The 24,482-nt window shown below is 41.4% G+C and carries 26 protein-coding genes; 14 read left to right on the top strand and 12 right to left on the bottom strand.

Annotated elements, in window-relative coordinates:
- Window positions 1-240: 240 nt before the first annotated feature.
- Window positions 241-639 (bottom strand): hypothetical protein, encoded by a 399-nt coding sequence (locus ABE28_RS21405; RefSeq protein WP_064464296.1) that lies wholly within the window; start codon window positions 637-639, stop codon window positions 241-243.
- Between the two features lie 200 nt (window positions 640-839).
- Between ABE28_RS21405 and ABE28_RS21400 the strand changes: the two genes are divergently transcribed.
- From ABE28_RS21400 to ABE28_RS24725, 3 genes are all read left to right on the top strand, one after another.
- Complete coding sequence (locus ABE28_RS21400) at window positions 840-1,511, top strand: ABC transporter ATP-binding protein (RefSeq protein WP_064464294.1); 672 nt, start codon at window positions 840-842, stop codon at window positions 1,509-1,511.
- Window positions 1,504-3,924 (top strand): ABC transporter permease family protein, encoded by a 2,421-nt coding sequence (locus ABE28_RS21395; RefSeq protein WP_064464292.1) that lies wholly within the window; start codon window positions 1,504-1,506, stop codon window positions 3,922-3,924. Before ABE28_RS21400 ends, ABE28_RS21395 begins: the two co-directional genes overlap by 8 nt.
- Window positions 3,925-4,030: 106 nt before the next feature.
- Complete coding sequence (locus ABE28_RS24725; RefSeq protein WP_083232189.1) at window positions 4,031-4,600, top strand: VanZ family protein; 570 nt, start codon at window positions 4,031-4,033, stop codon at window positions 4,598-4,600.
- 107 nt (window positions 4,601-4,707) lie between these two features.
- Here ABE28_RS24725 and ABE28_RS21385 read toward each other — a convergent pair whose 3' ends face one another.
- The 5 genes from ABE28_RS21385 to ABE28_RS21360 form a co-directional block, all read right to left on the bottom strand.
- Complete coding sequence (locus ABE28_RS21385) at window positions 4,708-5,208, bottom strand: HugZ family pyridoxamine 5'-phosphate oxidase (protein WP_064464290.1); 501 nt, start codon at window positions 5,206-5,208, stop codon at window positions 4,708-4,710.
- A gap of 14 nt (window positions 5,209-5,222) precedes the next feature.
- The gene (locus ABE28_RS21380; RefSeq protein WP_064464288.1) at window positions 5,223-6,014 is read right to left on the bottom strand and encodes an ABC transporter ATP-binding protein; all 792 of its coding nucleotides are present in this window, start codon (window positions 6,012-6,014) and stop codon (window positions 5,223-5,225) included.
- 2 nt (window positions 6,015-6,016) lie between these two features.
- Window positions 6,017-7,003: a FecCD family ABC transporter permease gene (locus ABE28_RS21375; protein WP_064464286.1), complete on the bottom strand. Its 987-nt coding sequence runs from the start codon at window positions 7,001-7,003 to the stop codon at window positions 6,017-6,019.
- A 26-nt stretch (window positions 7,004-7,029) separates the two neighbouring features.
- Window positions 7,030-8,013, bottom strand: a complete 984-nt coding sequence (locus tag ABE28_RS21370) for an ABC transporter substrate-binding protein (RefSeq protein ID WP_064464284.1) — start codon at window positions 8,011-8,013, stop codon at window positions 7,030-7,032.
- 233 nt (window positions 8,014-8,246) lie between these two features.
- Window positions 8,247-9,431: a MalY/PatB family protein gene (locus tag ABE28_RS21360; protein WP_373921360.1), complete on the bottom strand. Its 1,185-nt coding sequence runs from the start codon at window positions 9,429-9,431 to the stop codon at window positions 8,247-8,249.
- 92 nt (window positions 9,432-9,523) lie between these two features.
- Here ABE28_RS21360 and ABE28_RS21355 point away from each other — a divergent pair, with 92 nt between their 5' ends.
- Window positions 9,524-9,784, top strand: a complete 261-nt coding sequence (locus ABE28_RS21355; RefSeq protein ID WP_064464278.1) for a DUF1871 family protein — start codon at window positions 9,524-9,526, stop codon at window positions 9,782-9,784.
- Window positions 9,785-9,842: 58 nt separating this feature from the next.
- Here the strand turns inward: ABE28_RS21355 and ABE28_RS21350 are convergent, their stop codons facing one another.
- Complete coding sequence (locus tag ABE28_RS21350; protein WP_064464276.1) at window positions 9,843-10,703, bottom strand: alpha/beta fold hydrolase; 861 nt, start codon at window positions 10,701-10,703, stop codon at window positions 9,843-9,845.
- A 309-nt stretch (window positions 10,704-11,012) separates the two neighbouring features.
- Here ABE28_RS21350 and ABE28_RS21345 point away from each other — a divergent pair, with 309 nt between their 5' ends.
- Together ABE28_RS21345 and ABE28_RS21340 are read left to right on the top strand one after the other, a co-directional pair.
- Complete coding sequence (locus ABE28_RS21345; RefSeq protein WP_064464274.1) at window positions 11,013-11,513, top strand: Lrp/AsnC family transcriptional regulator; 501 nt, start codon at window positions 11,013-11,015, stop codon at window positions 11,511-11,513.
- Window positions 11,510-12,679, top strand: a complete 1,170-nt coding sequence (locus tag ABE28_RS21340; protein ID WP_064464272.1) for an aminotransferase — start codon at window positions 11,510-11,512, stop codon at window positions 12,677-12,679. The genes ABE28_RS21345 and ABE28_RS21340 overlap by 4 nt, the downstream gene beginning before the upstream one ends.
- A 154-nt stretch (window positions 12,680-12,833) precedes the next feature.
- Here the strand turns inward: ABE28_RS21340 and ABE28_RS21335 are convergent, their stop codons facing one another.
- Complete coding sequence (locus tag ABE28_RS21335; protein WP_064464269.1) at window positions 12,834-13,187, bottom strand: helix-turn-helix domain-containing protein; 354 nt, start codon at window positions 13,185-13,187, stop codon at window positions 12,834-12,836.
- A gap of 367 nt (window positions 13,188-13,554) precedes the next feature.
- Between ABE28_RS21335 and yugI the strand changes: the two genes are divergently transcribed.
- On the top strand, window positions 13,555-13,959 hold the full coding sequence (gene yugI / locus ABE28_RS21330) for a S1 domain-containing post-transcriptional regulator GSP13 (RefSeq protein WP_061143894.1): 405 nt from the start codon (window positions 13,555-13,557) through the stop codon (window positions 13,957-13,959).
- A gap of 136 nt (window positions 13,960-14,095) precedes the next feature.
- Here the strand turns inward: yugI and ABE28_RS21325 are convergent, their stop codons facing one another.
- A complete protein-coding gene (locus ABE28_RS21325) occupies window positions 14,096-14,329 on the bottom strand; it encodes a DUF378 domain-containing protein (RefSeq protein ID WP_061143895.1) in 234 nt (77 codons plus the stop codon).
- Window positions 14,330-14,533: 204 nt separating this feature from the next.
- Here ABE28_RS21325 and ABE28_RS21320 point away from each other — a divergent pair, with 204 nt between their 5' ends.
- From ABE28_RS21320 to ABE28_RS21305, 4 genes are all read left to right on the top strand, one after another.
- Complete coding sequence (locus ABE28_RS21320) at window positions 14,534-15,697, top strand: iron-containing alcohol dehydrogenase (RefSeq protein ID WP_064464267.1); 1,164 nt, start codon at window positions 14,534-14,536, stop codon at window positions 15,695-15,697.
- A gap of 151 nt (window positions 15,698-15,848) precedes the next feature.
- The gene (locus ABE28_RS21315) at window positions 15,849-17,195 is read left to right on the top strand and encodes a glucose-6-phosphate isomerase (RefSeq protein ID WP_064464265.1); all 1,347 of its coding nucleotides are present in this window, start codon (window positions 15,849-15,851) and stop codon (window positions 17,193-17,195) included.
- 136 nt (window positions 17,196-17,331) lie between these two features.
- Entirely contained in the window at window positions 17,332-17,661 is a 330-nt protein-coding gene (locus ABE28_RS21310) for a FlxA-like family protein (protein WP_064464263.1), read from the top strand.
- 69 nt (window positions 17,662-17,730) lie between these two features.
- Window positions 17,731-18,135, top strand: a complete 405-nt coding sequence (locus ABE28_RS21305; RefSeq protein ID WP_064464261.1) for a YugN-like family protein — start codon at window positions 17,731-17,733, stop codon at window positions 18,133-18,135.
- Here the strand turns inward: ABE28_RS21305 and ABE28_RS21300 are convergent.
- A complete protein-coding gene (locus tag ABE28_RS21300; protein ID WP_064464259.1) occupies window positions 18,132-19,124 on the bottom strand; it encodes a potassium channel family protein in 993 nt (330 codons plus the stop codon). The two genes, ABE28_RS21305 and ABE28_RS21300, sit on opposite strands and share 4 nt — an antisense overlap.
- A gap of 227 nt (window positions 19,125-19,351) precedes the next feature.
- On the bottom strand, window positions 19,352-20,638 hold the full coding sequence (locus ABE28_RS21295; RefSeq protein WP_064464257.1) for a glycoside hydrolase family 18 protein: 1,287 nt from the start codon (window positions 20,636-20,638) through the stop codon (window positions 19,352-19,354).
- Window positions 20,639-20,808: 170 nt separating this feature from the next.
- Between ABE28_RS21295 and ABE28_RS21290 the strand changes: the two genes are divergently transcribed.
- Window positions 20,809-21,018 carry an alpha/beta-type small acid-soluble spore protein gene (locus ABE28_RS21290; RefSeq protein WP_064464255.1) on the top strand — a complete coding sequence of 70 codons (210 nt, stop codon included), beginning with the start codon at window positions 20,809-20,811 and terminating at the stop codon, window positions 21,016-21,018.
- Window positions 21,019-21,078: 60 nt separating this feature from the next.
- Here the strand turns inward: ABE28_RS21290 and ABE28_RS21285 are convergent, their stop codons facing one another.
- Complete coding sequence (locus ABE28_RS21285) at window positions 21,079-21,822, bottom strand: glycerophosphodiester phosphodiesterase (RefSeq protein WP_167353419.1); 744 nt, start codon at window positions 21,820-21,822, stop codon at window positions 21,079-21,081.
- A 151-nt stretch (window positions 21,823-21,973) separates the two neighbouring features.
- Between ABE28_RS21285 and ABE28_RS21280 the strand changes: the two genes are divergently transcribed.
- The gene (locus ABE28_RS21280; RefSeq protein ID WP_306807306.1) at window positions 21,974-22,801 is read left to right on the top strand and encodes an undecaprenyl-diphosphate phosphatase; all 828 of its coding nucleotides are present in this window, start codon (window positions 21,974-21,976) and stop codon (window positions 22,799-22,801) included.
- A 352-nt stretch (window positions 22,802-23,153) separates the two neighbouring features.
- Window positions 23,154-24,467, top strand: a complete 1,314-nt coding sequence (locus ABE28_RS21275; RefSeq protein ID WP_064464251.1) for an APC family permease — start codon at window positions 23,154-23,156, stop codon at window positions 24,465-24,467.
- Window positions 24,468-24,482 lie beyond the last annotated feature (15 nt).

Here is a 24,482-nt window from a genome sequence, read left to right as displayed (position 1 = left end):
AAGATTTGATTTTTTCAAAAAACCACTTAACCATTTAAACAATATTAGCAAAGGTTATTAATAGCACTGAAGGAAATTTTTTTCCTTCAAAAGTGTAGTTATTACATAAAAGAAGAAAACATATAACCTTGAGGTTGGGAAAGTTTGGGGATTTTTCGTGTGAAAAGTCATAAGAGGTTCCCGAAACGACCTCCGGGTGGATATTGAGTAGCAACGCTGTGTAGTCGTTTTTTAGTCTGTTTACTGATTTATGGTACCAGAACCTTTAACTTTATAACCTGTTTTACTTGTCTTGCTAAGTCTAAGTTTGTAACTTTTTTTACTTACGGTACCAAAGCTTTTCGTGTAATAAAGACCATTTGCACTAATATTGCCACTACCATAGTAATTAAGTAAACCGCCATTTAAAGCAACACTATACTTAGAGTGATCAGAACTAGCTTTACCACTTGCATGGTAAGTGCCTGCCTTAACCGTTGTAGAGGCTTTAGCATTCGATAAAGAAAAAGTAGTGCTTCCATCAAAGCCTGCTTTCATATCAAATGAATAACTCTTGCTGTAAGCACTGGCGTAAAGAGGTAAAGAGAGTACACTCAAAAAAGTTGATAATAAAACTAGTGTTTTAAGTTTTCTTTTCATTTTAGTTCCTCCTTTCTCAATAGAATACTTTTATTATAACTTTTCTTTTTAAGCAAAAACAATACATATTACCCATAATAAAGGTGTTTTTACTAAAATATAGAAAAAATACAGGTCTATTGTATAATGGATATTATAAAACGAGAGTAAAAAATATCAGTTATAGCTTGAATATAAATGGTTAATTATAAGGAGGAAAAATGACTATTATACTAAAAACTGAGAAAATTAATAAATACTATAATAATCATTTAGTATTAAAATCAACTTCTTTAATTATAAGAAAAGGGGAAATATATATAATTAAAGGAAAAAGTGGGTCTGGAAAATCTACTTTCCTGAGTATCATAGGAGGACTGGAATATCCAAGTAAAGGAAAGGTTTTTTTTGAAAATAGATCGTTTTATGATTTAAGTGATAATGAACAATCACAAATAAGAGGTAAATCTTTCGGTTTTGTTTTTCAATCCTTTCAATTGGTACCTGAACTTACTGTAAAAGAAAATATAGAATTACCGATAAGTCTTTTAAACAATTTAGACAAAAAGTTAGATGTCAATGAGTTGGTTAATGAACTAGATATATCAATGCACTTGAATAAAAAACCTAGTTATTTATCTGGAGGGGAACAACAAAGGGTTGCTATTGCACGGGCTTTAATAACTTGCCCGAAGATTTTGTTTGCAGATGAACCAACAGGGAATTTAGATCAGGAAACTAGTGAAGTGGTAATTAACTTACTAACTAAATTAAGCTTGAGATATAATATTTCCCTAATAATTGTTACTCATGAAAAGGGTTTGATTAAACAACCTCATTACTCATATAGAATGATAGATGGTGTTTTGAAAATGGAGACAAACGATGATTAACTTAGCAGTAAAAATATTACTGGCGAGGTTAAAATGGTTTTTATTAATAGTCGTTTCTCTGGGAATTACATTGGCCTGTATTATTTCACTTATGACTTCATCAGAAGCGATAAAAACAAGCCTACAAAGTAATGCATATAATAATTATGGTGAGCATTCAGGGGTATTAATTGATGTTAATGTATCAAAGACAGCACTTCAAAGCCAAGGATTTGAAGCTGGGGAATATCAACTGATAGATAAATTACAAGTTAACAAAACTCTCACTGCAACTATTGGCTGGATGGATAATGATGCATTTAAAATAGGACATATTAATATGAAAAAAGGCAAACTTCCAACTAATGAGAATGAAGTATCCATAGAATCATTTTATTTAGAAAAGATAGACCCAACTTGGAAGTTGGGGGATAAAAGAAAACTCTTAATAAAAAATAAGGTCACCCAAGTTAAACTAGTTGGCATAGTTGAAAATTATTCGGCAAAATGGACTGTTCCTTCTGATATTGAAAAAGGGTTAAATGATTTCCCTAGTATCTTTGTGGCGAAAAGTTCACTCAAGAATACAAAAAATTTTCTAATTAGGCTCCATAAAGAAGACATAAAAGAAATGTCAAAGTTACTTGAAACGTATAACGATAATGGAATACTTAATGAAAAATTATTCGATAAAGGCTTAAAGCAATATGATAATATATCCAAATTAACAGTAACTTTTCAAATCGTTATATTAATAGCTGCTTCTTTTTGTTTTTGGGGTTTATTTTATTATTTCAACTTGTTTCAAGTACAAAAAGATGCTCAATTGAAGGTTTTGGGCTGTAGTAATTTAAAACTGTATAAATTGCATTTATTTCAATGTGTGATAATTTTTCTGCTTAGTATACTTGTTTCTATCCCACTAAATATTGTTTTCCATAATCTGATTATTAAGAATGCTTTTTTTGAAGGAGATTTATACCTCCTACAACTAAACGACATTATCATTAGAGCGATAGTATGGGTTGTTATAATATTCGCTATAGTTGCCGTAATATCGACCAAATCAATTAGTAAATTCAATAAGAAATCTATTAATAATTTATTAAATAATAGCAATTTTAATGGAAATAGTAGGAACAGTCTGATTAATAAATGTTCTTCATTTTATATAAGGCAGTTAGCGATTCAATTTCTACAATTTCCAAAACAATCTTTTCTAATAATATTTACGTTATTCCTTTGCATTCAGACTATTTTCTTTTCTTTTTTCCTACAGAAAGAAAGTGAAGGTATTTGGGATGCCAAACAAGATTATTATATTGACTCTCAAGAAATTTTCGGATATGAGGACATACAAAATCTAAACGTTTTGGTTAATAACGGCCTGACATTTCCTATAGAAGAAGTTAACAAGCTGGAACAAACAAAAGGCATTAAGTATGTTGATAAAAATCCATTTATGGTCGATGTACATCCTCTGATCAATCCTCAATTAGTAACACCCTCTATAGAGTCTTGGATAAAACAAAATGGTTCACTAAATACTTTATATAAACAGGATAACATCATCCCTAATGTAAGTTATCAACTAGTGGATTCGGAAGAATTTAGTGAGATTTTTCAATCTAATAAATATGAAAGTTTTAAGGGTAAAATATTATTGATAGTGCCCCAAGCACCTAATAACAATAAATTAATAGGTGAAAAATTAGGTTTTGTAAAAATGTATAGAGAGTCAGGTCAACTAAAAACAAAGAAATGGGAATTTGAAGTTTTTGATGTTATCGAGAGTGCCGAAAGCGACATAAATAATACATTCTTAGATGAAGCAGAATTTGAGTTTACAATCGTTTTAGATAAGGAAACGGCTATAGAAAGCGGAATATTTACGGGATATAAGGATTTAACTATTTACATGGATGAAGATGTATCTAAAAAAGCAGAAGAAGTAATAGATTCTTTAGTTTATGAAATGGTCGTACCTATACCTGGAAGTCTTTATCAAAAGATTTCACTTACAAAAATTGAAGATACAAGAATATCCAAGTATATGGGTTATATAGGTAATTTTTCTTTCTTGATTTCTCTATTTTTATCTACGATAGGGATTATTAGTATCTTGCTTAGTAAATATTATATGAAAAAAAGAACTTGGGGAATTTATTTGTCATTAGGAATGAAAAGAAATTCAATAATAAAACTACTTTCATTCGAGATATTTATTTATTACTTCATTTCTATTATGTTAAGTACGATCATTTTCTTTTTAACTATGAGGGTTATTAATCATATATATCCAACGACTTTTTATTTAGTATATTATATGTTTGCCTTGATATTTATTTTCCTAATGGCTGCAATAGGCGTATTTGCACTATCCATTATAATTAAAAGGCAATCTATTATATCATTATTAAGATTAGATGAATAAATGTCTGTCTCGAAGGCAAAACAATATTGGAAAAACAAAAATTAACTAATTATGCATTAGAATGGTTATTGAATTGTTTAGGTGTTAAAACATAGGAGGAAAATAAATGAGGATTTATTCATTTCCTATCCTGACTATAATAGGATGCATAGGACTAATTTTATATATACTTATTGATTTCAAAAGGAATCAATTTGAAAATTTAATCCATAGAGGAATATTCTATAGTTTTATACTTTATTCAATTGTAGTATCACATCTTACGATAGGGGCTATTTTCATACCACCTCAAACTAGCAATATAACATTTCAGTTCATCCCTTTTCATTTCATAGGTGATTTGTATAGCGAGAGTGTTAGAGGTACTTGGTTTCTTATGAATTCAATTAAACTATATGTTTACAATTTGATTATGTTGTTTCCTTTAGGGGTTTATTTGGGGATTTTATATCAGGTTAAACGTGTGCATAAAGCTATTATCATCGTGTTTCTTACTAGTTTGACAATTGAAATATTGCAGCCAGTATTAAGTTACTTCGGTTTTATATTCAATCGTTCATTTGATGTGGATGATTTAATCTTGAATACTCTTGGGGGTTTTTTAGGGTTTTTGGTTTGGTTAGGAATTAGTAATATTAATATGATGGATTCTGAAAAATCCCATAATAATACATGATGGAATCTTCGTAAATGATTAACGAGGATAGTGTGAGTTTAAAATTAAAGGATTAAGTCCGATGCCATACCGAACTTAATCCTTAAAAAGATTGATTTTTTCAGTGCTTATTTATCTTTCTTATCAACAACGACATGATCGAACTTATCTCCTGCTAGATCGATGGTGAACGCTTGACCAAAGCCAATGACATAACGTCCATCTATTGGCGTAAGTTCAAACAGGGACAGATCCAATCCTCTCAAAACACCCATCATGGGCGCACCGTGGTTTTCCGAGAACTTGGAAAAAATATCTTCATGACCTTCGTTTCCGATATTGACAGCTGTACATTGAAAGCGGACCCGCTCCAATGCGAATAAATTGGGGGAACCCTGCTCATCGGCAAGCAACATGATGCTGATCAGTTGATTCGCTTCTATGAATTTATAATGATCGGAAATCTTGCTGATATATATATAAAACTTACCTTCATGCTGAACGAAGGGGGCGTAGCTAATGAAAGGATCTCCGTTATCATCTTTGGTGCTGATCACCATCGTGTTACACTTGTTCAGAAATTGTACATACTGCTCTTTCTTTGCGGAGATATCCATTGATTTTACCATTTACTCTCCTCCTCTTATCTTATTGTTTCCCGTGAAATGCCCACCAAATTAATCCGGGGCTTTCCATGCTGGAAATGTGAATCGATTTCACATTCCACGCCATAAACGCTGCGAATCGTTTCTTTCGTCATGACCTCTTCCGATGTTCCATATTTCACGATGGTTCCTTTTGAAATGACACATATTTTATCGCTATAAATACTCGCTTGGTTTAAATCGTGAAGCACCATCACCACCGTCATCCCCAAGTCGCGGTTGACGGTGTGCACAAGCTCCAGAAGCTGAAGCTGATGGGCGATATCAAGGTAGGTAGTCGGTTCATCGAGAAGCAATACTTTCGGTCGCTGCGCTAAGGACATGGCAATCCAGGCACGCTGTCCCTCTCCGCCGGAAAGTGAGGACACGAGGCGATCCTTAAGCGGAGTCAGTCCGGTTTTTTCAATGGCCCACTCCACGATGCTCAAGTCCTCATCATTCGTCCGCTCATACCATTTCTTGTGGGGGGTGCGTCCGTATTTCACCAACTCTTCCACCGTGATATCCGAAGGCGGTTCATTCGATTGAAGAAGGACGCTCATCATTTGCGAGATGTTTTTCTTCTTTAAAGAATGCAGATCCTTGCCATCTAAAAAAATCTTTCCGCCCTGAACGGGAATCATTCTTGACATCGCTTTTAGGGCTGTGGACTTTCCCGAGCCATTCGGACCAATGATCGATACGATTTCACCTTTTGAAACATCGATCTTAAAATCATTTAATATTTTCTTATGATCATAGCCTACATCCAATGATTGAGCTTTCAGCATTTTTATATGTCACCCGCTCTCATTAGATATAAAAAGTAAGGTCCTCCAACCATCGCCATTACAATTCCGGCTGGAATGTCCAGGGGCGAGAAAAGGGAACGGCCGATTGTATCGGCCACCAATAAAACGAGTGCCCCCAAGACCATGCTCATCGGCAATAGTCGACGGTAATTGGACCCGACTAAAAATCTCGACATATGTGGGACGATAAGGCCGACAAAACCGAGCAATCCAACAATGGAAACGGAAATGGCCGCTAAATATACAGCGATGAGTGAAAGGACGATTCGGATCCGGTTCGTATTTTCCCCTAAGTTCACGGCTACATTTTCCCCGAGATTCAGTATGTTTGCCGGGCGAATGCAAAACAATGCGGCAACCCAGCCAATGAGTGAATAAGGGAAGAGGAGGCTGACATCTCCCAAGCCCTTTGCGGATAAACTGCCGTTCAACCATTGAAGCGCCGAAGGAAGGCGATCACTATAAAGAATCGATAGCAGACCGGTTATCCCGCCAAAAACCGCATTGACCGCAATGCCTGAAAGGATGATTCGGATTGGTGATATACCATTTTTCTTCCAAGCGAGTGCGTAAACTAAGGTGACGGCTATAAGTCCTCCTATCACCGCAGCAATCGGGATCCATTTACCGAAGCTCGGGAAAATGAGCAGGATGAACAAAACCGTAACTGCAGCGCCGCTTGATACCCCGGTCAAGCCCGGATCCGCCAACGGATTTCTCATGACGGCTTGAAGGAGGGCACCGGATATCGCTAAATTTATCCCTACTAGAATAGCTATCAAAACCCTGGGGATCCGCAAGTCCCAGACAATCGTTTCCGACATTTCCTGACCAGAACCAAATATGGTTTTGATCGTTTCCATAGGTGACAAATGAACACTGCCCATTCCGATTGATAAAATCGTGAATACCACTAGAAAAATGAATATGGCACCTATCCTGAATCCTTTTTTTGGTTTAACTTTCATTTGATCCAACCCTCATCTGCAATCAATTACTTATATAAGATCTCGCTTAGTTGCTCCAGCCCGGTCGTTGCTTTTTCAATGGATGCATAGCCAAAGATTTCGTAGTCAAGTGCTTGGACGCGATCTTCTTTAAAAGCATTTAACTTCTCCCATGCACCATTCTTTTTTACTTCCGCTTTAAACTGTTCCAATGCCGCAGTCGGATCACCATGTGAAACAAGAAGTATGGCATCCGGGTTTGCTGTAACGACGTCTTCCATATTCATCGGCACGTATGCCTCCGATGATTTCAACACATCGTTAACTATATTCGTAGCTCCCAATTTCTTCACTAAGCTGCCTACATACGTATTCTCGCTCATCAGCATAAACGATTCACCTGAACCGAATAAAACCATGACCTTTGATGAATCCTTGCCTTTGACTCCATCCAATACGGCGGTTTCCTTCTCTTGCAATTGTGCGATATAGTCTTTCGCTTCCGTTTCCTTATGTAATACCTTACCTAATACTTCGAGCGATATTTTTAGATCATCATAAGAATCCGTGGGAATGTAAGCAGTGTCTACCTTACTATTCTTTATTTTCTTATCCAAGCTGTCTTTGATTGATTGGGGTCCGATTACGATATCCGGCTTAAGGCTTACGATCTTTTCCACATCGGGTTCAATGGGAGAACCAATTTGGGCAACATCTTCGAATCCTTTTGGCAATTCATGAGTGGAAGTGGGAATGCCGACAGGTTTCACATTCAATATTTGGAGCATTTCAGTAATCGAAACAGATGTCGTTACAATCGATTCGGGATGCTTCGAGGGAAATTGTTTGGTTAATTCCTCTAACTTGTCTTTACTGGAGGCCGTTGTCTCACTTTGAGCTTTTGCAGCTTCACTTCCATGCTCTGCAACTACCTTATCGCTGGTTTTGCTTGGTTCTGCCTTGTCCTCGGCACACCCGCCCAAAACTAGTAATGCAGATATGAATACCGTTCCGTATATCCTTTTTTTCATCGTATGAATCCTCCGTCTGGTTATAATTAATAATAATAATCATTATCATTTAGAACATAACAGACATTCGGGAGGTTTACAATAGCTTTTTTAGTTAAAAGAAAAACCGCCTGTGTAAAATGGATGATGGAAGTAAATGAAAAAAGCCATTTTACAGATGTAAAATGGCTGCTGCCGATTTTTTGGGAGGGCTTGCACTTCACGAAACCCTTTGTCACACATATCAAGACCATTCATGAAAAAGCTAGCTTTAACCGCTTTAGACCCTCCAACAGCGTGGCGCGTGAGCAACCGATGTTCATCCTGACGAAGCCTTCACCGCCTGGGCCATATTTTGAACCTGGCTCCAATGCAAGCTTCCCGTGATGGATCAGCTTTTCCTTGATTTCCGTATCAGTCATGCCGAGATCGCGGCAGTCTATCCATAAAAGGTAGGAGGCATCGGGATGCATCACATGAAGAGCAGGAATTTCTTCAGCAATGAAATCTTCTGCCAGCTTTATGTTCTCCTCAATGTAACCCATCATTTCCGTCAGCCATTCCAAGCCTTCACGATATGCGGCCTCCATAGCTGTCAAGGCCAAGACGTTGAGGCCATGGAAAGCTAGTTTCGTTTGCGTGTTTTGCAATTTCAGCTGCAACTTCTCGTTGCTTGTGACCAGGAATGAAGCCTGCATGCCGGCGATGTTGAACGTTTTGCTGGGGGCCATCAATGTCACGGTGATCGCCGCAAATTCTTTTGAAAGCGAGGCAATCGGGTAATGTGTCGATGGCGAATGGAACAAGTCGGCATGAATTTCATCACTGACCATGATGACATCGTATTTTTTGCAAAGATCCCCGATTCTCAGCAGCTCATCCTTTGTCCAGACACGTCCGCCCGGGTTATGAGGACTGCAAAAAAGGAAAAGCTTCACTCCGCTTTTCAGCTTGTCTTCAAAATCTGTGAAATCAATCATAAACTTACCGTCCTCAAGTATAAGGGGACTGTTGACCACTTCCCGGTCATTATTTTTTATCATATCGAAAAATGGTGTATAGACAGGTGATTGCACCAATATTTTATCTCCGGGATTTGTAAAGGCTTGAATCGTCGTGCCGATGGCCGAAACGATGCCGGAGCTGAATGAAATCCATTCCTTTTCGATTTGCCAGGAATGACGACTCCTTAGCCAATTTTGAATTTCGGTGAAAACTGTATCAGAAGGGACGGTATAACCGAAAATAGGATGATTCAAGCGCTCGATCAGCGCTTTTTGAATGCCTTCTGGAGCTGGGAAATCCATATCGGCAACCCACATTGGCAGCACGTCCTCGCTTCCAAACAAGGATTTAAGCGAGTTTTTATCCCATTTCACGGATCCCGTATTTTCCCTGTCATAATGTTCTTCAAAAAATGATTTGTTCAAAATATCCACCACCGAATAAAATTTGTCGTCTTCGCGAAGAAGCTGTCGTTATGATACTATGATATCATGTTCTTTGACTATACCGAGCAGGTGATAATTATATGGATACACAGCAAATGAATATAGCGTTGGTCACCGTTTTACAGGATTGGGACCCTTTCCAGATCGGAGGGGACCTATATGAGCCGGAAATCGCCGATACGGTCGTCGCGGTCCGGGATATGGATAGCCCGCGTGAGCTGGCGGAAAAAATACAATCCATTTACGAGTTCGCGTTCGACCAAACCGTCCAATTGGAAAAATGCCTCGAAGTCGCACAGAGGCTGCTCATCATAAAAAATGATGCCAGCTGTTCGATATAAAGCAAGAAGGGTGTACCCACATTCCAGGGGCACCTTTTTTGGCTGTTTAACGTGAAATTCAGCCGTTTACTCGTGAATAGGTTGGGGGGGCTGTCTTTAAAAATCCCTTTATTAACTGATATATTTCTGTTGGCCTTTCTTCAGGAAGCAGGTGTCCCGAATCTTCAATCACGACAAGCTCGGAATTGGGCAGGTCATCATGCAGCCTTTGGCCGATCGATAACGGTACGACACGGTCATGCCTCCCCCAAATCAACAGGCAGGGTGTCTGGATGTCATGAAGATCATCCTTCAGTAAATCTACTTCCTTATCCCGCAGCATCCTTCCTAGGGCACGGAAAATATCATGCTTTTTTGTGAAGGGCCCTAAATATCCTTGGCGCATTTCATCATCAATCAAGGCTGGGTCATGAACAACGTTTTTCAAGTTCTTTTCGATGCCCGAGCGTTGTAAATATCGTTTTATCCCGAATGAAAAGAAGGGGAGGTAACTGACCAGCTTCATTTTTTCGGAATAGCTTGGCTGATAGCCTGAACCGGCAAGGAGAATCGCGTGTTCAACCAGATCAGGATGATGTTTGATGAGTTGCAGGGAAACCTGCCCACCCATGGAATGGCCGATGATGCTGAATTTATTGATGTTCTTCCCCGCTAAAAAATGTACAACGGATTTTGCGATGTTCCGGAAGGAATACGTATATCGATAGTCTTTTCCGCTTTGTCCGAATGGAGGCAGGTCCAATGAGATCACATTGAATTCCTTGATTAGGTAGGGCACTAATTTACGGAAGCTGAAGCTTGATGACAAGAAGCCGTGAAGCAGGACAAGGGTGGGGAGGGAGTCATCCATTTTGTCGTACTCAAAATAGATATCTATATTATCCACCCGTTCACTGCTTTTAATTGTATGACGGTCCATATTGGTCCTCTTTCCTCGATATTGGCTAGCGTAAAAATGCCATAATCGCCTTATTATTACATAAATAGGGGCGGTTTTACTGTTGCATAACAGTAAATGTAATAATCCCCAGCAAAAATGACAAATGCTATAACAGGTCGCCAATCAATTTTGATATAATAGTGTAAGTTTATCCTGACAGAATAGGACTTATTAATTTTTATTGTCATATAGGAATCCGAAAAAGTCTAATGAGACAATTCGTGAGACTATCTGCCAGCCGAAAACCATCACATTTAAATAAGTGAATTCCAAAAGGGGGGTTTTCCAATGCACTTGAATGAAGAGGAATTGGAAGTCTTGAGAATCATTGAAAATAACAGCCGGATCGACCTGAAGGATTTGGCTAAAATGACCGATTTAGCTGAAGCGGACATGGAAATTACATTGAAAAAATTAGAAGATATGCGTGTCATCGTCCGCTATTTGACGGTCATCAACTGGGCAAAAGTGGATGAATACCACGGTGTCACTGCGATGATTGATGTGAAAGTCACACCGAAGCGAGGTGTCGGTTTTGATGATGTCGCAAAAAGGATTTATAAATTCAAAGAAGTGCAATCCGTTTATTTGATGTCAGGAGCCTATGATCTTTCGGTCATTGTCGAAGGACGCTCGATGAATGAAGTGGCTAGCTTCGTTTCGGAAAAACTTTCGACGCTTGATTCCGTCATTTCCACGACGACGCATTTCATCATGAAAAAATACAAGCATGATGGCACCATTTTCGATCAAACTGAAGAAGATAAGCGGATCGTGGTGTCACCATGATAAAAACGAGTTATGTTTCAAGAACGATTGCAGAGCTTAAACCATCAGGTATCCGCCGTTTTTTCGACCTGGCAGCCAATTTGGAGGGGGTCGTCTCGCTTGGTGTAGGCGAACCTGATTTCGTCACATCCTGGGCAGTAAGGGAGGCGGCGATCAACTCACTGGAGGAAGGATTCACCTCTTATACAGCCAATGCCGGTTTATATGAGTTAAGGGCGGAAATCAGTCGATATATGGAAAAGCAGTTCCATGTTCCATATAGTCCAGAGGATCAAATCATCGTCACCGTAGGAGCAAGCCAGGCGCTCGACATTACGCTGAGGACCATCTTGAACCCCGGTGAAGAAGTCATCGTCGTCGAACCATGCTTTGTGGCGTATGCACCGTTGGTGACGATGGCGGGGGGGATTCCGGTCACGGTTCAAACCTCGAAGGCCGATGATTTCAAGCTGACTCCCGAGCAACTAGAAGCGGCGATTACGCCAAAGACGAAGGCCGTTTTGATTTGTTCACCGAATAATCCTACAGGGACACAACTCGGGCAGGAAGAATTGGTGATGCTTGCTGATATCGTCAAAAAGCACGACTTGTTGGTTATTTCCGATGAAATCTATGCAGAGCTTGCATATGATGAGCAGTTCACTTCTTTTGCCGCCATCGATGGCATGCTTGAGCGGACGATCGTCATCAATGGTTTTTCGAAAGGATTTGCGATGACTGGATGGCGACTTGGGTTCGTTTGTGCTCCTAAGGAAATTTCCGAAGCGATGCTCAAACTGCATCAATATGCGATGATGTGTGCGCCGACAATGGCACAGCATGCTGCTTTGGAAGCCTTGAAGCACGGAATGCAGGATGTAGAAGATATGCGACGCAGTTATCGGAGAAGAAGAAATTATATCGTGAAATCATTCAATGAAATGGGACTGGATTGCCATAATCCCGGCGGGGCGTTTTATGCCTTTCCATCCATCGAGAAGACAGGGATGACTTCGATGGAATTCGCTGAAAAGCTTTTGACGGAGGAACTGGTTGCGGTCGTTCCGGGAGATGTGTTCGGCAAGAGCGGCGAAGGTCATATCCGCTGTTCCTACGCATCCTCGATGGAGCAACTTCAAGAAGCGCTGAAGAGAATGGAACGATTCATGAATAACCACGGCAAATGAGCAAAAAAATAGGGATCCGGCATCATGCAGCCGGATCCCTTTCCATAGGGGGAATTAGAAAAAAGAGTTAATCTAATGGATTAACATAGAAAGTGTTAATCATAGTATATCCAGCATATTGAAAAAAAATACACATACCATGACCATTTTTAAATTAAGCTTGTGTATTATATAAAGTATGCATAACATTCAGAATTTGTTCTTCATTGAAATCCTTGGCTGTCCTTAGGATGAGTTCAGCTTTTTTGGCGCCGATTTCTTCAATGAGCTTTTTGATGTCATCGTCAATGCCAACTGCATTTCCGGCAGGGGCATCCTTCAAAAATTCTGAGGCAGGAATATCAAGAACGGTGGAAAGTCGTAAAATGGTTTGTGTATCTGGAACCGACTCTCCTGATTCATACTTTTCGATTTTTTTAGTGCCGATCCTTAATTTCAAAGCCAGTTCCTGCTGCGTGAGGTTATGGTCTTCTCGGTATTGCCGGATATTCTTTGCGATATTTGACATGCGTAGGCACTCCTTTTTATGGAAAATAATATGTTATGTCATTATTTTACCATATTATAACTTTAGAAAAGTGACTGAATATGTAGGTTTTGTGAAAAGAACTCCTGTTTGCTAAACTTAGAAAGCCAAAGATTTTCGTTCGATCTTGCATGTGACAGTTAATATGTAAGGTTATTTGCCCATTGTTAGGATAAGTTATATATAACGATTTTATTTACTTAATTATTATTTCCAAAAAACAAACATTTTTTATGAGTAAAATCCCAAAAAGTATGGTATACTTAACTTTGATTATTTACCAATTATGTGATATAATTTTTTATTGCGTGAATAGACGAAAAAATATATATAAAATAGGAGTGTTACCATGTCTGAAAAATTCGAAATTGGTGCGGTAGTTACTGGTAAAGTAACTGGTATTCAACCATACGGTGCTTTTGTTGCTTTAGATGATTCAACTCAAGGTTTAGTTCATATTTCTGAAATTACTCACGGATTCGTTAAAGATATCAACGAACATTTAAAAGTGGGCGATGAAGTGAAAGTCAAAGTTCTTTCAATCGATTCAGCTGCTGGAAAAATCGGCTTATCGATCCGTGCTACAGAAGAAGCTCCTGAGCGTACTGAAGCTCCGAAAAAAGCTCCTAAAAAACGCCAAGCATCTGTTAAAGCAACATCTCACATCGAATCTACTGAAGGCTTCAACACATTGAAAGACAAACTTCAAGAGTGGATCGAACAATCTCAACGCGAAGACTTAATCAAGAAATAATACTGAGAACCGGCCGATCCTTTGATCAGCCGGTTTTTTTTTTGATTGTAGAAATAAAGCCGGGTCATGGAAGAATCCATGGTCCGGCTTTATTTATCGTACATAAAAGATGTCCAAGGACTTAGGAATCTTCATCTCAACGAGTCGGTTTTGTTTCAGGTTCTCTGGAAATTTCAGGGCTTGGTTTGAAGAGAAGACCAAGATTAACCAGACCAGCAATTCCAACCAGTCCATAAACGATACGTGCCAATGCGGCATCTTGTCCACCGAAGATGGATGCGACTAGATCAAATTGGAAAAAGCCTATTAATCCCCAATTGATTGCCCCGATTATTGTAAGAACAAGTGCCGTTCTTTGAATTCCACTCATTGTACAGCCTCCTTTTTAAAAATAAGTTCGTTCTTTATTTATCATGCTTTTTCATCATGTAAATATACATCCCTCCAAAAGTTCCGGGCGGATTTTTTGTATTTATATGGAACATTGGTCATAATGAAGGAAGAAAAAAATGCATCGCCCGCGTGGATGATTCGTGGCCACAAGTGAGACGATGTCACAAAGGAGAGAAATTCAATGGAAAATTACACATACAAAAATCCTACTAAAGTAATTTTTGGAAAAGACCAGCTTGAAAGCTTGAAGTCTGAAATTCCGACATATGGAAATAAAGTTTTACTTGTATATGGTACAGGCAGCATAAAGAAAAATGGCTTGTATGAAAAAGTGATCAAAACCTTGAATGAAATCGATGCAGAGGTGCACGAGCTTTCAGGTGTCGAACCGAATCCACGCATTACGACTGTAAAAAAGGGTGTGGATCTTTGCAAGCAGCATCAAATCGACTTCATTCTTGCTGTTGGCGGCGGAAGTGTCATTGATGCTACAAAGGCGATTGCTGCTGGTGCTAAATATGACGGCGATCCATGGGACCTTGTCATCAAGAAGGCACCAGTTGAAGCGGCACTGCCGTTCGGTACGGTGCTGACATTGGCTGCAACCGGATCTGAGGCGAATTCAGGTTCTGTTATAACAAACTGGGAAACGAAAGAGAAATATGGCTGGGGCAGTCCTTTGGTTTTCCCGCAATTCTCGATTCTAGATCCTGAAAACACATTTTCGGTGCCAAGGGACCATACGGTATACGGAATGGTCGATATGATGTCACATGTGTTCGAAACTTATTTCCATCCCGAAACGCATGCACCGCTTCAGGACCGTTTCTGCGAATCACTGTTATTGACAGTGAAGGAAACGGCACCTCAATTATTGGAGGACCTTGAGGATTATGAGCATAGGGCAACGATTTTGTATGCCGGTCATATAGCTCTTAATGGCTCGCTCGGTGTAGGTTACAGCGGCGATTGGGCGACGCATAATATTGAACATGCCGTTTCGGCGGTGTATGACATTCCCCATGCCGGCGGATTGGCCATCCTGTTCCCGAATTGGATGAAGCATGTACTCCATGAGAATGTCTCACGGTTCAAACAGGTTGCGGTCCGGGTTTTCGGTGTCGATCCTGAAGGGAAAACGGATGAGGAAGCGGCACTTGAAGGCATTGACAAGCTTCGGGAATTTTGGAGCAGCTTAGGGGCGCCGACGACTCTTTCCGATTATGGCATCGATGACTCACAGCTGGAAGTGATGGCTGATAAAGCGATGAGCAGAGGTGACTTCGGCCGGTTCAAAATCCTGAACCGCGAGGATGTTCTTGCCATATTGCGCGCTTCACTATAATCAAGAGAAATCTCATATTTCCCACCTTTTTTAGGTGGGAATGCAATTTATGTACTCGGGAAAATTCGCCAATTACTTTATCCACTTCTTGATTATGAGAATTACATCAGATAAAGTGAAAGGGAAAGTTACTATTGGAGGAGGAATTTGAATGGCCCATATACGTTTCGATTATTCAAAAGCCCTGCCGTTTTTCGGGGAGCATGAAATAACCTATTTACAGGATGCCGTAAAAGTGGCACACCATTCCCTGCACGAACAGACTGGTGCAGGGAATGATTATCTTGGCTGGATCGATCTGCCTGCCAACTATGATAAAGAAGAATTCTCAAGAATCAAAAAGGCGGCAGCCAAAATCAAGCAAGATTCGGAAGTGCTTCTGGTTATCGGTATCGGCGGGTCGTACCTGGGAGCCCGTGCAGCGGTAGAAATGCTTCAGCATAGCTTTTATAACATATTGCCTTCTGACAAAAGAAAAACTCCGCAAATTCTATTTGTAGGTAACAATATCAGCTCTACATATATGCAGGACTTGATGGACATATTGGAAAATAGGGATTTCTCGATCAATGTTATCTCTAAATCCGGTACGACGACTGAACCTGCACTCGCTTTCAGGATATTCCGGAAGCTTCTGGAACAAAAATATGGGGTTGAAGAAGCAAAAAGCCGGATTTATGCAACCACTGATAAAGAAAAAGGTGCATTAAAAACGGTGGCAACCGAGGAAGGCTTCGAAACTTTCGTCATTCCTGACGATGTGGGCGGACGCTACTCCGTGTTAACGGCAGTGGGCTTGCTTCCGATTGCAGTCAGCGGTGCGGATATCGACCAAATCATGGAAGGTGCGGAGAGTGCCAGAAAGGATTTCGGTACTTCCGAGCTAGCTGATAATCAGGCATACCAATATGCCGCAGTTCGAAATGTCCTTTACAATAAAGGGAAGACGATTGAAATGCTGATCAACTATGAGCCGGGTCTGCAATACTTCTCTGAGTGGTGGAAGCAATTATTCGGAGAGAGTGAAGGGAAGGATCAAAAAGGGATTTTCCCTTCTTCAGCGAACTTTTCGACTGACCTGCATTCATTGGGGCAATATGTTCAGGAAGGTCGTCGCGATCTTTTTGAAACGGTCATTAAAGTCGATAATGCCCGTCATGAAATCACGATCGAGGAAGCGGATAATGATTTGGATGGCCTGAACTATCTTGCAGGAGAAACGGTGCAGTTCGTCAATAACAAAGCATTCGAGGGCACGCTGTTAGCTCATACGGATGGCGGCGTTCCGAACCTTATCGTAACGGTTCCGAAGCTTGATGCGTACACGTTTGGCTATCTGGTCTATTTCTTTGAAAAGGCCTGTGCGATGAGCGGTTACCTGCTTGGCGTCAATCCATTCGATCAGCCTGGTGTGGAGGCATACAAGGTGAACATGTTTGCACTTTTGGGCAAGCCTGGCTTTGAAGAGAAAAAAGCGGAATTAGAGAAGCGCTTATAATAAAAAAAGGCATCAAGCCGGATGCATCTCATCCTGGCTTGATGCCTTTTTAATATGTTCCAAAGACTTCCGTTAAGGGAAAGTTAATAATTTTATCAGATACTCATGAAGAGCAAAACGAAAGTGAGGGTCAGGTATGAACATATCATCATCGACAAGCTCCGCTTACCCGAGTGCTGGAGCAGGCGATTCGGCCAATGCAATCAAGGAGCTGGAAAAACGGAAAACGGAGCTGCAAGCGGATATCCAGGAAGTATACCAAAAGGATGACGAAGCAAAGGACAAGGAGCAGAAGCTAAAAGAACTGCAGCAGGAAATGCAGAAAATCGAAATGCAGCTCCAGCGATTGCAAAGGAGTGAATCCAGTGAGGCGAAAGAGGGGACCGAACCGTCGCAAATGCCTGGGGACCGCTTGGAAATCAGTGACAAGGCCATGCTCCTCTATAAACAATCGAAGGAAGAATAAGGACATTCCAGGTTTTTTTTATGCCTTTTGGTTATGCTAATAGAAAAATTAGCGAAGGGGTTTTTTACGATGATCAGAATTTCTTCTGAGTTGGAAGGGAAAACATTCGGCTTGTTCGATCTGGAGACGAAATTAAAACCGGAAGGCTATGTAATTGGCGGCGGCTGGGATTATGACCATGGCTCTTTCGATTACAAAATGGATGATAGCGATGGGTACCAATTCCTTCGTGTCCCGTTCAAGGCCATTGATGGTTCACTCGATAAGGATGGGGCGATGGTTGAGCTTTTACAGCCGTTCTTATTGTCCCATAAGTACGAGGACGGCATTGACGATGAAGGGAATATCGGGAACCTTTCTGCTTCCTTCAACCAATTTGCCGAGCCTGAAGATCCGGATGCCGATTTTCCGGAGAACTATATCTCTTATGGGAAGTCGCTTGTCCGTGATTTGGAAAAGCTATTATTACATTAATCATCGATGATGAGCAGGACATCATTGCGCTGGATGAGTGCAGTTGCGGGGGGCTTGATGTAGGTCTCGCCTCCTGATATGATGCCGATCACCAATATGTTCTGTTCCAAAAGCTCCATACTCAACCGCTTGAACGTCTTTTCTGCCCATGTCTCCTGAATGGGCAGCTGTTTGATTTTCAATCCTGTCCCTTCAGTTTGCTCTTCGGCTTCCCCGACCATTCCCTTGGATAAACAATCCTGCATATATTCACTCGCAAATTTATTCGTTTCGACGATTCCGTCCGCACCAGCACGCAAGGCATTTTCCTTTTGTTCATGGGTTAAAATCTCCACAAGGCAATACACATCAGGATTGAGCCCCTTGACAGCAAGCAATGTCAAAATGGAAAACATATCCGTTTGCAGCTCGTCCTGCTTAAGATCGGCAGTGATAAGAACTCGTATCGCCTGTTTTATATTCGCTTTCTTCAGAACGGAATCCAAGGTCGCTTTTCCGTGCACGAAGTGAATATTTGTCCTTGGAAGGGGGTGCTTTTGCAGCGTATCATCGATAAGGACGATGGATTGATGATGCTTGCGATCATGGATGTTTTGGATGATCCGTCTAGAGCGGCCATTCCAGCCTACGATGATAAAATGTCCGCCGCCGGCATAGTCTTTCTTTCCTGTAAGGAATTGCTGTTCAGTGGATATGGACATTTTTGCAATGTACGCAAAATAAGACGTAATCAAGCCGACACCTGACAAGATGAGAAGCATGCCGATGATTTTACCAAGGTTGGTCACAGGCGTGTAATCGCCGTAGCCTACCGTTGACATGGTCACGATGGCCCACCAGATCCCATCAAGCAAGGTGGGAAACCTTTTAGGCTCGACTAGGTGAATCAATATTCCGAATGATAGTAAAAATAAGGCGATAATGGAAAGCAATCTGATGAAACGCGGAAATCTGGGAACGGCGGTATTGATTGGACCGATTCTGATCATATTTTCACACCCTTTAAGCTGATCCTTTTAGTATGGACAAGAAAGACTTGGCTCATAAGGCTGGGGCGGAAAACTTTGAATCACGATAAAAGCCTTCCGATAAGCGCCGGAAGGCTTTTATGACTGAGTCACGTATCCTTGAAATCCGGACTTCATGCTCGATAGTCGATTATATGCCTGAATGTTTTCCATTATTCCTTAACCTTGCCGAAAGCCCCATTCCGCTCTCAAACCCTTCGGCGCACATTGAAGTTATCGCTGATGAGCAGCCAGTTTTGAGGGAAGGATAAACCAAGTTTCCAATAACTCATCCCCCTGAGATTCAATTCTTTGATTAAATCGAATTTTGCCTGAATCGAACGGGCATCTTCAAACCAAACCTCATGCTTCCTATCCTCAATATCCGTATAATTGAAGTGGGGAGCTTGTGCGGTTTCATCATATTCGATGGAAACGTCATTATCGGCAGCGAGTTGTATCGCCTGCTGAGGGCTTACGGCCCTGGCTGTGGACCCCTGTACAAAGGGAAGGGTCCAATCATATCCATATAGATTTTGACCCATCAGGATTTTGTTGGATGGCATCTCGGTGACGGCATATTCAAGCACCTCGCGAACGGGACCGATCGGTGAGACGGCCATGGCCGGGCCGCCGCTATAACCCCATTCATAAGTCATGATGATCACGAAATCGACGATCTCCCCATGTGCCTTATAATCATGAGCCTCATACCAGCGTCCTTTTTGGTCCGCGCTGGTTTTCGGGGCAAGCGCCGTGGAAATGTACCAGCCCTCTTTTTTGAAGCGCTCCTTCGCTTTCCGGAGAAATTGATTATAGGCCTCCTTATCAGCTGGCCGTAAATATTCAAAGTCAAAATGAATATCCCTGAATCCATACTTCTTTGCAGTCGTAACGATGTTGTTGAGGAACTTATTTTGAACGGACGTATTCGTCAGGATGATTTGCCCGAGCTCATCACTGAATTGGTCATTTTCCTGGTTCGTGATCACCATCATCAGGACGTTTTTATTTTCTCTGGCGATGGCAGGGAAATTATTGAGCAATGGCTCCTTTAAGGAGCCGTCACGAAGCGCCTGAAAGCTGAATGGAGCTAAATAGGTTAAATAGGGGGCGGCTTCCCTTGCTGCCGTTTCCAGGGCAGGAGCGACCGTCGTACCCCTAGGCTCGACGTACCCATTGAATTCGGCAGTCCGTTTCTTGCGTGCCGGTATATAGAGCCGGTATCCGACGGAAAGGGATTGACCTTCAGGAAGACCGTTTATATTCGCCAACTCTTGAACAGGGACATCAACCTTTTGGGAAATGGAGTAAAGACTATCACCGGGCTGCACGAAATAATAGCTGCCGACGATCGGAATGACAAGGGCCTGCCCCGTAACAAGATTGTTTGGGTTAGGAATTTTATTTGATTCAACGAGCCGATCAACGGTCACGCTGTATGTCTGGGCGATGCCATATAACGTCTGGCCTGGCCTAACCACATGTATTTGCAATGCTTTCCCCTCCTACTGAAAGAAAGTTTCCTAACAGTTTATGAGCAGTCAAAGGAAATCATGATAAAGAGCTTTGGAATGAGAATTGCCAAAGAAAAAATAATTCAATAAATTGGCAATAATAATTTAAGCTCAAAATGCTAATTAATATTAGTAGGAGGTGAAAACACATGGCAAACAACAACAGCAGCAATCAACTAGTAGTAGCTGGCGCAGAGCAAGCTCTAGAACAAATGAAATATGAAATCGCAAGTGAATTTGGCGTGAATCTTGGTGCCGACACTACTGCTCGCGCTAACGGTTCCGTTGGTGGAGAAATCACGAAACGTTTGGTTCAAATGGCTGAACAACAATTAGGCGGATCAAACTATTCTCGCTAATTAACTGAATAACATGGATTAGAAAGAGAAGGGGCATCGGCTCCTTCTCTTTCGCTTTGTTCAGCCGTTCGAATCCAAGGACTTTACCGTTTTTATCGCCCGTTCAGGATAATCCGTCATGATCACGTCAACGCCCATTTTGGCGAGCTTGATGATATCGGTTTCCTCATTGGCGACCCACGGCCTGATTTTATATCCAAGTGTTTTCGCCAGTTCATTGGTCGCTTCCGTCAGGCTGTTTTTATCGGGATGAAAGCCGGATTCTTGTTTATCGCGCAAGATTTGTTCCAGGTTTTCCGGGATCCCCTCGAACAATAAGGCGCGCTCAAGATCTTGAGCGAGCAGCTTCACCTTTTCGATCGATTGATGGTTAAAGGAGGAGAGGATCACCCGCTGCTCCATCTCATGATGGCGAATTGCATCTATGACCTTCTGTTCGATTCCTTCATAGGCCAGTTTATCCGTTTTCAGTTCGATATTCATCAATAGGTGATTACCCTTGGCCCAGTCAAAAACATCGTCCAGGAAAGGGATTCGCTCGCCAATGAATTGCTTGGAGAACTTGACCCCGGCATCCCCGGTTTTCAGCTTTTGGGCAGTATGGTCCTTCACGAATCCGGTAAGGGAGGTGGTCCGATCGAGGGTTTCATCATGGATGATGATCAATTCCCCGTCAGCACTAAGATGGACATCGAATTCGATTCCGTCCGCTCCTGTTTCGGCAGCCTTTTGAAAGGCGGCAATGGTATTTTCCGGGTGCGTTCCCTTCGAGCCTCTATGGGCGAAAATTTTTATGCTTTGCAAAATCATCACATCCCCTTTAAACTGATTTAGAACCTATCATACCTTTTCCCCAAAAATGTTTCAGCAATGTTTAATAGACAATAATTTAAACAACGCGTAAAATACATATGGTATTTCCATAAATAGGTGTTCGAATTAAGAGGTGAATGAAATGAATATGTGGGAAATTTTTGTCGCGGTTGTCCTTGGTCTTGTAGAAGGATTAACTGAATTTGCGCCTGTTTCGTCTACAGGGCATATGATCATTGTCGATGACTTATGGCTGAATTCGAAAGAACTCTTCGGTAGTGAAGTGGCCAATGCCTTCAAGGTGGTCATCCAGCTTGGCTCGATACTCGCCGTCGTCGTGCTCTTCTGGGGACGGTTCATGGACTTGCTTGGTTTAAAGAAGCTGAAAGGCACATCTGCAGTGAACGGTCAAAAGCTTAACTTATTGCAGATATTCGTCGGATTGCTGCCGGCGGGCATTTTTGGTCTATTATTCGAAGATTACATCGATGACAAGTTATTCAGGATAGAGACAGTCATCATCGGGTTGTTCCTTGGCGCGTTCCTGATGATCGCTGCGGATAAATTCCGTCCGAAGCTGACTGCTGAAACGGTTGACCAAATCACGTACAAACAAGCACTTGGAGTCGGGTTGATCCAATGTTTGTCACTATGGCCGGGGTTTTCCCGTTCAGGCTCGACGATTTCAGGCGGGGTGCTTTTAGGGATGAGCTATCGGGCCGCTTCCGATTTCACGTTCATCATGGCAGTTCCGATCATGGCAGGTGCCAGTCTGTTGAAAGTCGTCAAGTATTGGGATTCTTTCACTCCTGAAGTTCTGCCATTCTTCATTGCAGGCTTCATCAGTGCATTTATCTTTGCTTTATTCTGTATTCGCTTTTTCTTGATTTTAATCAATAAAGTGAAATTGACGCCATTTGCCATCTACCGCATCGTGTTGGCAGTGATCTTATTATTCATTATTTGGTGATATGAATTGAAGCGTGTATAGAGAATGCAGTCCACCCCGTTAGAGAGGGGTGGATTTTTTATGTGCAGAAAAATATACCGAATGATTTGTTGTGTTGTGATTTTTAAATTCGGTTTTTTTTGCGAAAAATAATCATTATTCTTTGGTGGTTAAAGAAATATTCGGATTTAAGTGAAAATGCACAAAGAAATAGAAAAAAATTAAAAAGAAAAAAACGCTATGAGCGTAGTGGTATCATGGTATTTGCAATTATGTAAAAAAATTCAAACTATTCCATAAACTATTCTCGGATAATTTTTATGATATAATTTTAGTATAAAATAAACACACTTGTACACGCGGGGAGGACAAAATGAAAAACGACCAGTTAAAGAAAACGATTGGCTTTTGGGTTGGAACATCTATTGTAGTTGGAACGGTTATCGGTTCTGGCATTTTCATGAAACCTGGTGACGTGCTTGAGCTAAGCGGCAATTCCACCATGGCGTTATTAGCTTGGTTGATAGGCGGTCTCATTACCTTGGCAAGCGGTTTGACGATTGCTGAAGTGAGTACACGCATTCCTAAAACGGGTGGCTTGTATGTTTACCTTGAAGAAGTGTACGGAAAAGTTTGGGGATTCCTCTGCGGCTGGGTGCAAACATTGGTATATGGACCTGCTGTCATGGGAGCCCTCAGTTTATATTTCGGGTTATTGGTTTCAGGAATTTTCAATATATCTACCGATTACACGCTGGCCATAGGAATCATAACGATCGTATTTTTGGCAGCAATGAACTTGCTCGGAACGAAGTACGGAGGGATCATCCAAACCTTATCGACCGTCGGCAAACTGATCCCGATCCTTTTCATCGCCGTATTCGGGATTGCCCAAGGTGATATGCCAGTATTCAATGTAACGAGTGAAAGCTCAATGAAAATCAGTATGGCTGGAGCGATATTGGCTACACTGTGGGCATATGATGGCTGGATGAACGTCGGCTTCATGGCAGGAGAGATGAAGAATCCCCAAAAAACATTACCGCGCGCAATCATCACGGGCATCCTCGTGGTCATGGTCGCATACTTGGCCGTTAACCTCGCCATGCTTCATATATTGGGTGCAGAGGGCGTCGTCGCTCATGGCACGAATGCTGCGAATGTGGCGGCAACGATGCTATTTGGTGAATTGGGCGGAAAATTGATCGCGATCGGAATTTTGATTTCGATATTCGGTTGCCTGAACGGGAAGCTCCTGACCTTTCCGAGGATTACCCTGGCGATGGCACACGATAAAATGATGCCTGGACATAAGCAAATCGGGAAAATATCGCCGAAGTTCAAAACGCCCATCAATGCGACGATCTTGCAAGTGATCATTGCAATCATCATGATGGTTGTGACAAACCCTGACAAACTTACGAATATGGCGATATTCTCCGTCTTCTGTTTTTATGGATTAGCTTTCTTTGCCGTCTTCATCCTGCGCAAGAGGGATCCGGATGCAAAAACGTATAAAGTCCCGCTGTACCCGATCATTCCCATTGTAGCGATAGCTGGTGCCGTATATATTGTCGTCAGCACATTGCTCGATACACCGCTGGATGCCTTATACTCGTTAATTATCCTCGTCATAGGCATGCCAGTATACTGGCTGCTTAAAAAAAGCGAGCGGGTGAAAGACTAATTGGAATATGGACGA

This window comes from Peribacillus muralis (assembly GCF_001645685.2).
Taxonomy (GTDB): domain Bacteria; phylum Bacillota; class Bacilli; order Bacillales; family DSM-1321; genus Peribacillus; species Peribacillus muralis_A.
Note: the sequence above shows the minus strand (reverse complement) of the source record. Positions and strands in the feature narration are given on the sequence as shown.